Origin of the sequence: Streptomyces sp. NPDC089799, from assembly GCF_040684755.1 — a bacterium.
Taxonomy (GTDB): Bacteria; Actinomycetota; Actinomycetes; order Streptomycetales; family Streptomycetaceae; genus Streptomyces.
The window spans coordinates 372,170-387,450 of sequence record NZ_JBFBGR010000001.1 but is presented as its reverse complement, the minus strand read 5'-3'; the positions used below and the strand labels follow the sequence as shown (position 1 = coordinate 387,450).

General features: G+C 76.0%; 6 protein-coding genes. All 6 read left to right on the top strand.

Annotation, left to right across the window (positions count from 1 at the left end):
• The first annotated feature begins 135 nt into the window (after nt 1-135).
• Nucleotides 136-2,535, top strand: a complete 2,400-nt coding sequence (locus tag AB0O36_RS01470) for a lantibiotic dehydratase (RefSeq protein ID WP_365102375.1) — start codon at nt 136-138, stop codon at nt 2,533-2,535.
• Complete coding sequence (locus tag AB0O36_RS01465; RefSeq protein WP_365102372.1) at nt 2,535-4,040, top strand: amino acid adenylation domain-containing protein; 1,506 nt, start codon at nt 2,535-2,537, stop codon at nt 4,038-4,040. The genes AB0O36_RS01470 and AB0O36_RS01465 overlap by 1 nt, the downstream gene beginning before the upstream one ends.
• Before the next feature lie 524 nt (nt 4,041-4,564).
• Nucleotides 4,565-5,590: a pyridoxal-phosphate dependent enzyme gene (locus AB0O36_RS01460; RefSeq protein WP_365102370.1), complete on the top strand. Its 1,026-nt coding sequence runs from the start codon at nt 4,565-4,567 to the stop codon at nt 5,588-5,590.
• A 262-nt stretch (nt 5,591-5,852) separates the two neighbouring features.
• A complete protein-coding gene (locus tag AB0O36_RS01455; RefSeq protein ID WP_365102367.1) occupies nt 5,853-6,095 on the top strand; it encodes an acyl carrier protein in 243 nt (80 codons plus the stop codon).
• 10 nt (nt 6,096-6,105) lie between these two features.
• Complete coding sequence (locus AB0O36_RS01450; protein WP_365102364.1) at nt 6,106-8,427, top strand: lantibiotic dehydratase; 2,322 nt, start codon at nt 6,106-6,108, stop codon at nt 8,425-8,427.
• Nucleotides 8,428-8,658: 231 nt separating this feature from the next.
• Nucleotides 8,659-15,105 carry an amino acid adenylation domain-containing protein gene (locus AB0O36_RS01445; protein WP_365102361.1) on the top strand — a complete coding sequence of 2,149 codons (6,447 nt, stop codon included), beginning with the start codon at nt 8,659-8,661 and terminating at the stop codon, nt 15,103-15,105.
• The last annotated feature ends 176 nt before the right edge of the window (nt 15,106-15,281 follow it).

Genomic DNA, 15,281 nt, shown 5'->3' with positions numbered 1-15,281 from the left:
GCCCCGCCGGGACCGGCCGGCCACAGAGACAAACGCGCAGCAGGACCGGCGGAGGATGCTGCCGCTCCTTCCCTGTCCGGCCGGGTGTCCGCCCCGGCAGGGTTCTGACCACGCCAGCCTGGAAGGAGTTCCGTCATGCCGGAGAGCCCGGAAACCCCGGAGAACGTGCATCTGCCCAGCGGGGGGTGGCGCCTGTGGGAGCACTTCGCCCTGCGCGGGCCGGGCTTCCCCGCCGAGGGGGTGCTGCGCATGGCCCCACCCGGGCTGGCGCTCGCCGCCGACAAGTTCGGGCCCGGGGATCCGCTCGCCGGGCAGGAATGGGACGCCTTCGCGGAGTCCTTCGGCTCCGGCGCCGTGGCCACCGCGGTCCGGCTCCAGGAGATCGCCGCCTCGCCCCGGTTCCGTGCCGCCGTCGCCTGGCAGAACCCTGCCGTGCTGCGCACCGGCATCGCGCCGTTCCTGAACTGGACGCCGACCGCCGAGAGCCGCACCAGCATGCCGCGGCAGCGCGAGGAACTCGTCGCGCACTACTGGCAGCGGTTCTGCGTCAAGAACGACACCATCGGCTTCTTCGGGCCGGTCGGCTGGGGCCGCTGGGACCTCGGCACCCGGGACATCGCCGTGGACCCCGGTTCCGGCTTCCTCGCCGACTCCCGGGTGTACTTCGCCAGCTGGGCGATCGACGCGCTCGCCAAGACGCTGGGGGCGGACCCGGCGGTACGCGCCTGGATCCCGCCGCGCCGGGTCTCCTTCGTACGCATCGACGGTGACGGCAGCGACAACGGCAGTGACAACGGCGCCGGCCGTGGTGCCCGGGTGAACATGCCCGGGCGGCCGCCCCAGGACATCGACCCGGTGCTGCGGTCCGTGCTCGAACTCTGCGACGGCAGGCGGACGGTGGCCGGGATCGCCGCCGCCACCGGCCTCACCGCGGACGCGGCGACCGCCGCGGTCGAAGCCCTGGTCGCCAAACGGTGGGCGTACTGGCGGCTGGACGTGCCGTCGGGCACCCACCCGGACCGGGAACTGCGCGCCATCCTGAGCCGGATCGGCGACCCGGAGGTCCGGGAGCCCGCCCTGGCGAAACTCGCCGTCCTGGAGCGCGGGCGGGACGCGGTGGCGGACGCCGGGCTCGACGCCGAGGCCCTCACCGCCGCGATCGGCGCCCTGGAGGCGGACTTCGCCGCGCTGACCGCGACCGACGCACAGCGCTCCAAGGGCTCGCGGACCGCGCCCTGCCGGGGCCTGGTGTACTCCGACGCCCGCCGGGCCGCCACCGCCACCCTGGGCACCGGCCTGCTCGGCGAACTGACCCCGCTCGCCCTGTGCCTGACGGCGGCCCGCTGGATGACCAACCGGGTCACCCGGGCCATCGGCGCCCTCATCGGCGAGGCGTACGGGACGCTGCGCGCGGCGGCCGGCCCCGGCGGCCGGGTCGACCTGGGGCAGCTGTGGATGGCCACGCTCCCGTCCCCGCACCCGCAGGCCGGCCGGATCATCGACGAGGCCCACGCCGAACTGCGGGCCAAGTGGGCCCGGATCCTGGACGTGCCGGACGGCGCGCGCAGCGTCCGGGTGTCCTCGGCGGACATCGCCGAGCGGGTCCGCGAGGAGTTCGAGGAGCCGGGCGCCGGCTGGTCGCTGGCCCGCTACTTCAGCCCGGACGTGCTGGTCGTCGCCGAGGACCGGGCGGCCGTGGCCCGCGGGGAGTTCGAGCTGGTCCTCGGCGAGATGCACTGCGCGCTCAACACGATGGGCGCCTCCCTCTTCGTCCACCAGCACCCCGACCGCGACGAGCTGCTGGCCGAGACCGGCCGCGACTTCCCCGGCCCCCGGCTGTTCCCGCAGCTCCCCAAGGAGCTGCCGCTGCGCTGGTCGACGCGGAGCCGCCCGTCGCTGGACCGGCCGGAGGACTACTACGTCGCCGTGATCGACGACACCGGCGACCCGCACCGGCCCCGCACCGTGCTCGGTGCGGACGTGGCGGTGGAGGAACGGGCCGGGAAGCTGGTCGCGGTCCTGCCCGACGGCGCCGCCTTCGACGTGCTCGACGTGTACGCCAACACCCTCACCCAGCGGGTGATGGACAAGTTCACCCTCCGCCCCGGCGGCGAGCACACCCCGCGGATCAGCATCGACAAGATGGTGGTGGCCCGCGAGACCTGGTCGCTGCCGGTGTCCGAACTCGCCTTCGCGGAGGAGAAGTCCGAGGCCAAGCGGTACGTACGGGCCCGGCACTGGCAGCGCGAACACGACCTGCCGCGCTTCGTGTTCGTGGTCTCGCCGACCGAACCCCGGCCTTTCTACGTGGACTTCGACAGCCCGGTGTACGTGACCATCCTCGCCAAGGCGGCCCGCCGGCTGGCCCGCAAGGACCCCGGGGCCCGGCTGAAGGTCAGCGAGATGCTGCCGACGCCGGAGCAGGCCTGGCTGACCGACGACGAGGGCCGCACGTACACCTCGGAGCTGCGCTTCGTGGCCGTGGACCAGACGGCGCTCGGGCAGGCTCCCGCAGAGCCGCCCCGGGAGGCGTGATGCGCACCTTCGTCGACGACATCGCCGCGCACGCCCGCCGCACACCCGACCGGATCGCGGTCACCACCCCGGGCGGCGACGTCACCTACGGCGCCCTGGCCGCCCGGATCGAGGCCCTCGCCCTGCTGCTGCACGCCCGCGGCGCCCGCCCGGAGACGGTGTGCGCGGTGGCCGTGGAACGCGGCGTGGACGCCGTGGTCGCCCTGGCGGCCGTGGTGCGCTCCGGCGCGGCCTTCCTCGGCCTGGACGTGGAACAGCCCCCGGCCCGGCTCGCCGCGCTGGTGCGCAGCGGCGGCGCGGACCTGCTGCTGACCACCTCGGCCGGCGCCGCCCGCTTCGCCCCGCTGGTGCCCGGGGAGCCGGTGCTGCTGGACCGGCCCGGCGCGGTACCGCCGGGCCCGGGCCCGGCGGGCCCCCCGGACGGGCGGACGCTGGCGTACGTCAGCCACACCTCGGGCAGCACCGGGGAGCCCAGCGCCGTGCTGGTGGAGCACCGCGGCCTGGACAACTACCTGCGGTTCGTGGTCCGCGCCTACGGGCTGGGGCCGGACACGGTCACCCTGCAGCTGGCCCCGGCCGGCTACGACGCCTCCGTCCGGGACACCTTCGCTCCGCTGCTCGCGGGCGGCCGGCTGGTCCTCGTACCGCGTTCGGCACTGCTGCGGCCCGAGGAGTTCGCCGCCACCGTACGGGAGCACGGGGTGAACTCCCTGCTCAGCGTGACGCCGTCCTTCCTGTCCTTCCTGGCCGGTCAGCCGGGAGCGGCCGGACTGCCTCCCGGCGTACGGCTGGTGGTGTCCAGCGGGGAGTCGCTGCGGCCGTTCCTGGCGGCCGGCGGGCGGTCCCTGCTGAGCGGGGCACTGGTGAACCAGTACGGGCCCACCGAGTGCACGATGACCTCCACCCGGTACGCCGTCCCGGCCGACCCGGACACCCGCGCCGACCTGGTCGGGACCCCGATCGACGGGGTCGCCGTACGCCTGCTGGACGCGGCCCTGGCGCCGGTCCCCGAGGGGGAGGCCGGGGAGGTGCACATCGGCGGCGTCGGGGTGGCACGCGGTTACCGGGGGCGGCCGGGACGGACCGCCGAGTGCTTCGTGCCGGACCCGTGGGGGCCGCCGGGGGCGCGCATGTACCGGACCGGTGACCGGGCCCGGCGGCTGCCGGACGGCAACCTGGAGTACCTGGGCCGGGGCGACAGGCAGCTGAAGATCCGCGGCTACCGGGTGGACCCGGCGGAGGTCGAGGGCGCCCTGCTGGCCCACCCCGGGGTGACGGGGGCGGTGGTGACGCCCGGCACGGACGGGCAGGGGCGCGTGTTCCTGGTCGCCCATGTGACCGGTGACCTGGCGGACACCCCGGACGCGGCGCTCCGCACCCACCTGGGCAGCACGCTGCCGCCGCACCTGATGCCGCGCCGGTTCGAGCGGCTGGACCGGCTGCCCACCACCCGCAGCGGCAAGGCGGACCGCCGTGCCCTGACCGAGACCGGAGGCCGCCGATGAACCGCACCGGGTCCGTCCTGCGCCCGCCCCGCCCGGCGGAGGTGCCGACGCCCGTCGCCGCGCCCGTACCGGTGTCCGTCCCGGCGCCTGCGCCCGGGTCCGCCTCCGCGCCCGTTCCCGGATCCGTCGCCGGGGCCGTGTCCAGGTCCGGGGCCGTGACGGGGTCCGTGACCGGATCCGTGACCGGATCCGTGACCGGGTCCGCCTCCGCGCCCGTTCCCACCTCCGCCCCCGGGTCCGTGTCCGCGCCCGTTCCCTCACCCGTCCCCGGCTCCGTGACCGGTTCCGTCTCCGCGCCCGGGTCCGTTGCCACTCCCGTGTCAGGGTCCGCATCCGGGGCGGCGCCGTTGTCGGCGCCCGGTCGGCGGCCGGCCGCGGGATCCGCTGCCGGGTCCGGCCCCGGAGGCGGACCCGGGTGCGCGCCGGCGGGGGCGCGCGTGCCCGCTCCGCGGCGGGCGCGGCCTGCGGCGCAGGCGGCTTCGCCGGTACCTGCGCCGTCGTCCGGCGGCCCGGACACCCCGCGGGTGTCCGCAGCGGTTCCGCCGGGACCCCCGGGACCGTCCTCCCTCGCCGTGGCGGCCGGGGCCGTGGCCGAGGCCGCGGCGCGGATCGCCGGGCACGTGCGGTGCACCCCGCTGCTGCCGGGGCTGCCCGCGCCGGGCCGCCGCAGGTCCGGCTGGGGGCTGCTGCTGAAGGCCGAACACCTCCAGTACGGCGGCTCGTTCAAGCTGCGCGGTGCCGCGAACGCGGTGCTCGCGCTCGGGGCGGGCGCGATCGTCGCCGGCTCCTCCGGCAACCACGGGCTCGCCCTGGCCCGGCTGGCCCGGCCGCTCGGCATCGAGGTGACGGTGGTGCTGGCGGCCGGCGCCAGCCCGGTGAAGGCCGCCGCGATCCGCGCCCTGGGCGGCCGTACGGTGAGCGTGTCGGGCGGGGTGGCCGACCGGGACGCCCGCGCCGAGGAACTGGCCAAGGAGACCGGGGCACTGCTGGTGCCGTCCTCCGACCACGAGCTGGTGGTGGCGGGGCAGGGCACCGTCGGCCGGGAGATCCTCGCCGAAGTGCCCGACGTACGGACCCTGTACGTCCCGGTGGGCGGCGGCGGGCTGCTGGCCGGGGTGTGCCTGGCCGCCCGGGAGCACCCCGTGCGGGTGGTGGGCGTGGAACCCGCGGCGACCCCCCGGTACGCACGCTCGCTGGCCGCCGGACGGCCGGTACGGCTGGCGCCCAGCGACACCGTCGCCGACGGGCTGCGCGCACAGGCGCCGGGCGTGGTGACCTATCCGATCGTCCGCGACCGGGTCGACGAACTGATCGCCGTGTCCGACGCCGAGGTCCTCGCGGCGGCGGCGCTGCTGCGGCGCCGCGGCGTGGCCGCGGAACCCAGCGGGGCGGTCGCCCTGGCGGGGGCGCTGCGCGCGGGCCGGGACGCGGGGCGGGCCGTCGCCGTCGTCTCGGGCGGCAACACGGCGGAGGCACTGGCCGCGGCGGCCGGGGACCTCGCCGAGCACGGCAGGAACGGCGACCGCGGCGAGCACGGCAAGCACGAGTAGGACCGCGAGCACAACGAGCACGGCCAACACGGCCAACACGGCCGACGTGGCCGACGTGGCCGACGCGACCGGAACGGCCAACCCGGCCGACACGACCGACACGACAGGCACGACAGGCACGACAGGCACGACAGGCACGGCCAACACGACCGAGACAGCCGGCACGGCCTGCACGGCCTGCACGGCCGCGGCGACGCCATCGGCTCACCGCACGACGACCAACTGCACGGCAGACGACCCACGAACCCACAGGAGGACCCCCATGACCACGACCCAGGACCTGACCTCGCTGGTGACCGACGCCTACCGGGAGACCCTCGGGGTGGACGCGCTGGACGAGAACAGCGACTTCTACGAGTGGGGCGGCGACTCGCTGACCGCCTTCCGGATCACCGCCCGCCTGGAGGAGGCCCTCGGCACGGAGGTCCCGGTCGCGCTGGTCTTCGCCTACCCCACGCCGGCCGACCTCGCGGCGGTCGTCGAGTCCGACCTCGTCCGGGTGTGAGGGGCAGGCCATGACCGACGTGTACCTGCCCGGCGGACGCTGGCGGCTCTGGGAGCAGTTCGCACTGCGCGGACCCGGCTTCCCGGCCCGCGGGGTGCTGCGGCTGGCCCCGGACGGGCTGGCCCCGGCCGCCGACAAGTTCGGGCCGCAGGAGCCCCTCGACGGGGACGGCTGGCGGGACTTCGCCGACGTGTTCGCGCACGCCTCGGTGGAGACCGCGCACGTCCTCCAGGACATCGCCCGGCTGCCCGCCTTCCGGGAGGCGGTGGCCTGGCAGAACCGCCCGGTGCTGGCCTCCGGGATCACCCCGTTCCTCAACTGGACGCCCAGCGCCGCCGGCCGCACCAGCATGCCGCGGCAGCGCGAGGAACTCGTCGCGCACTACTGGCAGCGGTTCTGCGTCAAGAACGACACCATCGGCTTCTTCGGGCCGGTCGGCTGGGGCCGCTGGGACCCGTCCGCGGACGGGGTGGCGGTGGACCCCGGCACCGGCCTGACCGCCGCCACCGAGGTGTACTTCGCCAGCTGGGCCGTGGACGCGCTGGCCGCCCTGGTCGACGCCGACCCGGCGGCCCGCGACTGGATCGCGCCGCGCCGGGTGCCCTTCGTACGGGCGGACGGGCGGCGGGTGTCCGTGCCGGGCCGCCCGCCCGTCGAGGCCGGGGCCGGGGAGGCCGCCGTACTGGCGCTGTGCGACGGGGTGCGGCCGGTCCGGGAGATCCGGGCCGCGCTCCCGGAGGTCGACGTGGACGCCGCCCTGGAGGGCCTGGTGGCCCGCCGCTGGGCGGTGTGGCGGCTGGAGGTGCCCGCGGACGCCCGGCCCGAGCGATGGCTGCGGCAGTGGCTGGAGCGGGTCGGTGACCCGGAGCCGCGCCGGCGCGGTCTGGCGGCGCTGGACGCGCTGGAGGCCGGCCGGGACCGGGTCCGGGCCGCCTCGGACGCCGCCGACGCCGACCGCCTGGTCGAGGAACTGACGGCCCTGGAGCAGGAGTTCACCGCGCTCACGGAGACGGCTGCGGTCCGCGAGAAATCGGCCGGGACGGCGCCCTGCCGGGCCCTGGTGTACTCCGACTGCCGCCGGGCGGCGACCGCCACCCTGGGCCGTTCCGTGCGGGAGGCGCTCGCCCCGCTGGAGCCGCTGCTGACCAGTGCGGGCTGGCTGACCGCCCGGCTCGCGGAATCGGTGATGGCGCGGGCGAAGGAGGTGTACGCGGGACTGGCCGGGCGGGGCCCGGTGGACCTGGCGGCGTTCTGGTTCGCCTGCATGCCGGTCCTGCACGGGGCGGCCCGGTCGGACGCGGCAGCGCTGCAGAAGGAGTTCCGGGCGCGGTGGGACCGGATCGTGGCACCGGCACCCGGTGAACGGCACGTCCGGCTGTCCCTCGACGACATCGCGGGGCCGGTGGCGGCGGCCTTCGGCGGTCCGGAGGGGCGGGAGGGAGCCGCAGCAGCCTCCGGGGCCGGATGGACGGCGGCCCGCTACCTCAGCCCGGACATCATGATCGCCGCGTCCGGTGCGGACGCGGTGGCCCGCGGGGACTTCGAACTGGTCCTGGGCGAACTCCACGTGGCCGCCAACACCCTCGGCGCCTCCCTGTTCGTCAACCAGCACCCCGACCCGGCCGAACTGCACCGGCTCACCGACCGGGACCACCCCGGCCCCCGGCTGCTGCCGCTGCTGCCCAAGGAGCACCGCTCCCGGCTCTCCGCCCGGATCCGGCACGCCCTGGTGCGGCCCGAGGACCACCACGTGGCCCTGCTCGACTTCACCGCCGACCCGGCCCGTCCGCGCACCCACCTCAGCTCCGACGTGACCGTCACCGAACGGGACGGCAAGCTGCGCGTGGTACTGCCCGACGGTGCGGAGTTCGCCGCCGTGGACGTGTTCTCGCACGTCCTGACCACACTGGCGATGGACCTGTTCCAGCTGCTGCCGGACGGCACGGACCACTCGCCGCGGGTCACCGTCGACCGGCTCGTGGTGGCCCGGGAGACCTGGCGGCTGCCCGCCTCCGGCGCCGCCTTCGCCGACGAGAAGGACGAGGCGAAGCGGTTTGTACGGGGCCGGCGGTGGCGCGAGCAACACGGGCTGCCCCGCTTCGTGTTCGCGGTCCTGCCCACCGAGACACGGCCGTTCTACGTGGACTTCGACAGCCCGGTCTACGTCAACATCCTCGCCAAGGCGCTGCGCCGGCTGGCCCGCAAGGACCCGGACGGCAGGGCCGTGATCACCGAGATGCTGCCCTCCCCGGAGGAGGTCTGGCTGACCGACGACCGGGGCGAGAGCTACACCTCCGAGCTGCGGTTCGTCGCGGTGGACGACGAGCGGTAGGCGGGGCGGGCAAGGGGTCCCGGGGCGGGGGGAAGCGCGACGGCGGCACACCCGGAGGGGCTCGGACCCCGCCGGGCGGGCCGCCGTAGCGCTTTCCCCGAGCCTGCGTTGCGCGTTCTTCCCTGCTCTTCCGCTTCCGCCGCTGCGTCTTCTTCCCTACTGGGCGGGCCGCCCGGCCAGCAGTGTGGGGGAAAACACCGCGTGGAGGGGCAGGCACAGATGGTTGACCGGGTGGCATCGTTCGCACAGCGCAGGCTGTGGTTCCTCGACCAGCTGGCCGGGGGGTCCGAGGACTCGCTGCTGCCGCTGGCGCTCCGCATCCGCGGCGCACTCGACGTACCGGCGCTCGAACGCGCCCTGACCGGGATCGCGGACCGGCACGAGGTGCTGCGCACCCGGTTCGTCGCGGTCGACGGGGAGCCGGTGCCGACGGTGGACGCGCCGGGTGCGGTCACCGTCGTACGGACCCGGGCGGACAGCGCCGAGGAGCTGTTCGAGCGGGAGCTGTCCCGGCCGCTGGACCTGGCCGCGGAGCACCCCATGCGGGTGACCCTGGCCCGGCTGGGCCCCGAGGAGCACCTGCTGCTGGTCGTGGTGCACCACATCGCCGTGGACGGCTGGTCCTGGGACGTGCTGCTGCGCGAACTCGCCGCCGGCTACCGGGGCGAGGAGGTGCCGGCGCCCGGGACGCAGTACGCCGAGGTGGCGCGCGCCGAGGCCGAGCGGCTGGGCGGGGCCCGGATGGAACGCCTGCTCGGGTACTGGGGGGACCGGCTGACCGGGGTGTCCCCGCTCGCCCTGCCCACCGACCGGCCCCGCCCGGCCTTCTGGGACGGCTCCGGGGACGTCGTACGGTTCCACCTGCCGGCCGAGCTCGTCGGCGAGGTCGACCGGGTGGCCCGCACCCACCGCGCGACCCGCTACATGCTGCTGCTCTCCGTCTACCAGGCCCTGCTGGGCCGCTACTCCGGCCGGTCCGACATCGCGGTGTGCACCACCCTCGCCGACCGCGGCCAGGCCGGGGTCGCGGACGTGATCGGGCCGTTCGTCAACACCATCGTGCTGCGGACCGACCTGGGCGGCGGGCCGACGTTCGGCGAGCTGCTGGGCCGGGTGCGCGGGCGGGCCCTCCAGGACTTCTCGCACTGCGAGGCCCCCTTCGACCGGGTGGCCGCCGTGGTCGGCGGTGAGCGGGACCTGTCCCGGCACCCGCTCGCACAGGCTTCCTTCACCCTCCTCAACACCGTGCCCGAGCCGGCCCGGCTGGACGGCCTGGACGCCTCGCTCGTCCGGACGCCGCTCCGCGGCACCCCGCTGGACGTGTTCCTCGACCTGGGCCTGGCGGCGGACGGCGGCATCGCGGCCCGCCTCCAGTACGCCACGACCCTGTTCGACGCCGACACCATGCGGCAGTTCACCGACGGGTACGTGCAGCTGCTGCGCGCGGTGGTCGCGGAACCGGACCGGCCGCTGGCCGAGCTGACCGCCCGGGTCGCCCCCCTGCCCGGCCGCGAACGCGCCCGCCTGCTGGCCCTGGCCGGCCGTGCCGAAGCCCCGGCCGAGGGGCCGGCCCCCCGCTTCACGGTCTCGGGCGACCCGGAGGCCACCGCCCTGATCTGCGGCGAGGAGTCGGTCACCTACGCCGAACTGGAGGCCCTGACGGCCGGCCTGGCGGCGGACCTGAAGTCCTCCGGGATCACGCCGGGCACCCCGGTCGGCGTCTGCATGCGCCGCGGCATCCCGGCGGTGGCGGCCATGACCGCCGTCTGGCGCACCGGCGCCGTCTTCGTCCCCCTGGACCGCACCCTCCCCGAAGACCGCCTCCGCTTCATGGCGGAAGAGGCCGGCCTCAAGCTCGTCATCACCGACGAGGACACGGCCGCCGTGGCGGAGAGCCTGGGCGTCCCTGCCCGTCGTGGGCAGGCGTCCGCCTCATCCGCAGCCCCCGGCTCAGCCGGTAGCTCCGGCCCCCCCGGAGCCACGGCCGCGGCCCCGGCTCCGGAACCCGGCACCGCCGAAGCGGCCGCTCCGGCCGCCGACGCCGCCCCCGACGACCTCGCCTACGTCATCTTCACCTCCGGCTCCACCGGCCGCCCCAAGGCCGTCGGCGTCGAACACCGCGCCCTCGACACCCACGTCGCCGCAGCCCGCGCAGAGTTCGGGATCACCCCCGCCGACCGCGTCCTCGCCTTCTCCTCCTTCTGCTTCGACGCCTCCTTCGACCAGCTCCTGACCGCCCTCGGCTGCGGCGCCACCGTGGTGATCCGCCCGGACGAGCAGTGGCTCCCCGCCAAGGTCGCCGAGGTGGTCGCCGAGCACGGCATCACCGTGCTCAACCTTCCGCCCACCTACTGGGCCGAACTCGCCTTCTCCCTCGACGACCGCGACGGCACCGGCACCGCCGCCCGTGCCACCGGCAGCCCCGCCCCGACGGGCCTGGCCGCCCTCCGCCTGCTGATCCTCGGCGGGGAGGCCGTCCCCGCCGGCGCGCTGGCCGCCTGGCTGGCCGCCGTACCGCACGCCCGGGTCGTCAACGCCTACGGCCCGACCGAGACCACGGTGACCGCCACCACCCAGGACCTGGACGCAACCGGCGGGCCCATCGCCATCGGCCGCTCCCTCGGCTCCCGCCGCACCTACGTCGTGGACGGGTACGGTGAGCCGGTCGCCGAGGGCGTCCCGGGCGAGCTGCTGATCGGCGGCCCCGAGCTGGCCCGCGGCTACCTCGGGCGGCCCGCGCTGACCGCCGAACGCTTCGTGCCCGACCCGTTCGGGCCGCCCGGCGGATGCCTCTACCGCACCGGTGACCTGGTCCGCCGACTGCCCTCCGGCGCCCTGGAGTTCCTGGGCCGTACCGACGACCAGGTCAAGATCCGCGGGTTCCGGATCGAGCTCGGCGAGGTCGAGTCGGTGCTGCGGGAATGCCCCGGCGTGGCCGCGGCGGCCGTCGCCGCCGTCCCGGACGCCGCGGGCGGCACCGCGCTGGCCGGATACCTGGTCGCCGCGCCCGGAGCCACCCCGCCGGAGCCCGCCGCCCTGCGCGCCTGGTGCGCCGACCGGCTGCCCCACCACGCGGTCCCCGCGGACTGGGTCGTCCTGGACGCGCTGCCGCTGAACGCCTCCGGGAAACTCGACCGGGCCGCGCTGCCGGCCCCGTCCGCGGACCGGGACCGGTCGGCCGCCCTCGGCGGCGCCGAGTTCATCGCACCGCGGGACGCCACCGAGCGGGTCGTGGCCGAGATCTGGGCCGAGGTGCTGGGCGTGGACCGGGTCGGCATCGACGACGGGTTCTTCGACCTGGGCGGGCATTCGCTGCTCGCCACCATGGCGGTGTCCCGGATCGCCGAGCGCCTCGGCCGCGAGGTCGAGCTCCGCACCCTGTTCGAGAACCCGCGGATCCGCGAGTTCGGGCCGGTGGTGGCCGCGGCCCGGGAGGCGGGCACCGACACCGTCGTGCCGGTGGACCGCTCCGGCCCGCTGCCGCTGTCCTTCGCCCAGGAGCGCATGTGGTTCCTGGACCGGATGTCCGACGTCGGCGACGAGTACGTGCTCTGGTACTCGTGGCGGGTGCACGGCGGACTCGACCGGGACGCCTGGCAGGGCGCCCTGGACGAGGTGGTGGCCCGCCACGAGGTGCTGCGCACCGCACTGGTGGAGGTGGACGGCAGGCCCGTCCAGCGGGTCCTCGACGGGATCGGCGTGCCGGTGGACTGGCAGCAGGCCCCGGCCGCGGGCCCGGTGGCCTCCGGCGGTGACGGCGGTGACGGCGGTGACGGAATTGACGGCGGGCAGGAGCGGCTGGACCGGGTCCGGGAGCTGGCCGTCGCCTTCGCCACCCGCCGCTTCGACCTGGCCGGACCGCCGCTGCTGCGGGCCGGGGTGTGGGAGCTCGGCGAGCGCGACCACGTCGCCGTGATCGCCTTCCACCACGCCGCCACCGACGGCTGGTCCAAGGACATCGTGATCGGCGAACTGTCCGCCGCGTACGCGGCCCGCACCGAAGGCCGCCCGTCCGGGCTGCCGCCGGTCCCCGTGCAGTACGGGGACTACGCGGTCTGGCAGCGCGACCGGCTGGCCGGCGGGGCGATGGAGGAGGAACTGGCCTACTGGGAGCGGGCCCTGGCCGGGGTCCCGGTGCTGGAGCTGCCCACCGACCGGCCGCGCCCTGCGGGCTGGTCGGGCCGGGGCGGCGCGGTCGAGGTGGACCTGGCTCCGGAGCTCGCCGACGGCCTGGACGCGCTGGCCCGCCGGTACGGGGTGAGCCGGTTCATGGTGCTGCTGGCCGTGACCCAGGTGGTGCTGGGCCGCTGGTCCGGGCAGCAGGACGTGGCGGTCGGCACGCCGGTCGCCGGGCGCGGCCGGCTGGAGCTGGAACGGCTCGTCGGCCTGCTGGTCAACACGGTGGTGCTGCGCGGCGACCTGACCGGGGAGCCGACCTTCGAGGAGTACCTCGGCCGGGTCCGGGAATCGGTGCTCGGCGCCTTCGACCACCAGGAGGTGCCCTTCGAACGGCTGGTGGAGCAGCTGCGGCCGGAGCGCGACCCCGCCCGCAACCCGCTCTTCCAGGTGATGTTCGACGTACAGGAGAGCGCGACGGGCGGCCCGCGGGTGCCCGGGCTCGACGTGCAGTACTTCCCGCTGCCCTGGGGGTCCGCCAAGTTCGACCTGACGGCGACCTTCCTGCTCTACCCGGACCGGTTCGCGCTGAACGTCGAGTACGCGAGCGACCTGTTCGACCCCGCCACGGTCACCCGGTTCGCCGGACACGTGGGCCGGGTGCTGGAATCCGTGCTCGCGGACCCGGCCGTGCGGGTCGGGCGGCTGGAACTGCTCTCCCCGGCCGAGTACCAGGCGCTGACCGCGGTCCCGCCGGGCGTGCAGGGGGACACCACGGTGGCGCAGGTGCCGCCGTACGCGATCACCGGTCAGCCGGACGCGGTGGCGCTGGTCTGCGGGGACGACTCCCTGCGGTACGGCGAACTGGACGCGCTGACCGGCGGCCTGTCGCTGGCGCTCACCGCGGCCGGGGCGGGTCCGGAGGTCCCCGTCGGGGTGTGCCTGCGCCGCGGGGTGCGTTCGGTGGCGGCGATGGCGGCCGTCTGGCGGGCCGGCGGGGTGTACGTGCCGCTGGACCCGCAGCTGCCCGAGGACCGGCTGCGGTACATGGTCGAGCAGGCCGGGGTGCGGTGCGTGGTCACCGAATCCGCGACCGCCGGCCTCGCGGCCGGGCTGGGCGTGCCGGCGGTCTCCTTCGACGGGGTCGGGCCGGCACCGGACGCACCCCGCCACACCCCCGATCCGCGGGCCCTGGCCTGCGTCATCTTCACCTCCGGTTCCACCGGCCGGCCCAAGGCGGTCGCGGTCGAGCACCACGCGGTGGCCGCGCACGCGCTGACCACCCGGGAGCGGTTCGGCCTCACCGACGCGGACCGGGTGATGAACCTGGCCTCGTTCTCCTTCGACGCCTCGCTGGAGCAGGTGCTGCCCGCGCTGACGACCGGGGCGACGGTGGTGATCCGGCCGGACGAGGTGTGGTCGGTGGAGGAACTCGCCGCCCGGGTACGGGCGGAGGGCGTCACCGTCATGGAGGCCACCCCCTCCTACTGGGAGGAGATCATCGCCCGGGTCGACGCCGACGAGGCGGTCGCCGGGGACCTCAAGAGCCTGCGGCTGGCCGTCACCGGCGGTGAGACGCTGCCGTCGGCGCCGCTGGCCCGCTGGTTCGCGCGCCTGCCCGACGTACCGTTCCAGAACACCTACGGCCCGACCGAGTCGGTGATCTCCTGCAGCTCCCACCTGGTCACCGGGCCGGTGGAGGGGCGGGTGCCGATCGGCACGGCCTGGGGTGCGCGCCGGCTGTACGTGGTGGACGCGCACGACCAGCTGGTGCCGGTGGGCGTGCCGGGTGAACTCCTGGTGGGCGGGCCGGAGCTGGCGCGCGGCTACCTGGGGCAGCCAGCCCTGACGGCCGAACGCTTCATCCCCGACCCCTTCGACCCGGCCGGGGGCGGCGGCAGGCTCTACCGCACCGGCGACATCGTCCGCCGGCTGCCGTCCGGGGAGCTGGACTTCCTCGGGCGGACGGACCACCAGGTCAAGATCCGCGGCTTCCGGATCGAGCTCGGCGAGATCGAGGCGGTCCTGGAACGCCATCCCGGGGTGCACGCGGCGGCGGTGCTCGTGCGCGCTCCGCGCGGGGACCGCACGCTGGTCGGCTACGCGGCGGGGGATGGGCTCGACGCGGAGGAGCTGGCCGCGTGGTGCCGGGCGGAACTGCCCGGCTACATGGTGCCGTCGTTCTTCGTCCTCATGGCCGCCCTGCCGCGCACGGTGCAGGGCAAGCTGGACGCGGCCGCCCTGCCCGATCCGGAGCTGCCGGCCGCGGTGGCGGCGGTGCCGCCGCGGACCCCGACCGAGGTGGTGACGGCCCAGATCTGGGCCGAGGTGCTCGGCATTCCCGAAGTCGGCGTCCACGACGACTTCTTCGCCCTCGGCGGTCACTCCCTGCGGGCGGTCGCGGCGGCGTCGCGGCTGCGGGCGGCGTTCGACTGCGCGGTGCAGGTGCGGGACCTGTTCGACCATCCGACGGTCGAAGCGCTGGCCCTGGAGGTGGAGCGGCGCCTGATCGACGAGATCGCCGGCATGAGCGACGACGAAATCGACCTGGCCCTGTACTGACCCTCCCCCGGCGGGCGCACCCCGGCCCCGCTCAGCCGAGGTGGGGGCAGGCGTTCCGCAGGACGGCACGCCTGCCCCCACGGCGCGGCGTAGCGCCGCCAAGCCCACCACGGCCGGGGCGGCAGCGGCCGGCACGCACACCGCGGCGCGGTACGGCCGCCCAGCCCCGCCCCGCC

Bases quoted from the DNA above. Each gene is read 5' to 3' on its own strand.
- AB0O36_RS01470 (WP_365102375.1), top strand. From the start codon at position 136: ATGCCGGAGAGCCCGGAAACCCCGGAGAACGTGCATCTGCCCAGCGGG.
- AB0O36_RS01465 (WP_365102372.1), top strand. From the start codon at position 2,535: ATGCGCACCTTCGTCGACGACATCGCCGCGCACGCCCGCCGCACACCC.
- AB0O36_RS01455 (WP_365102367.1), top strand. From the start codon at position 5,853: ATGACCACGACCCAGGACCTGACCTCGCTGGTGACCGACGCCTACCGG.
- AB0O36_RS01450 (WP_365102364.1), top strand. From the start codon at position 6,106: ATGACCGACGTGTACCTGCCCGGCGGACGCTGGCGGCTCTGGGAGCAG.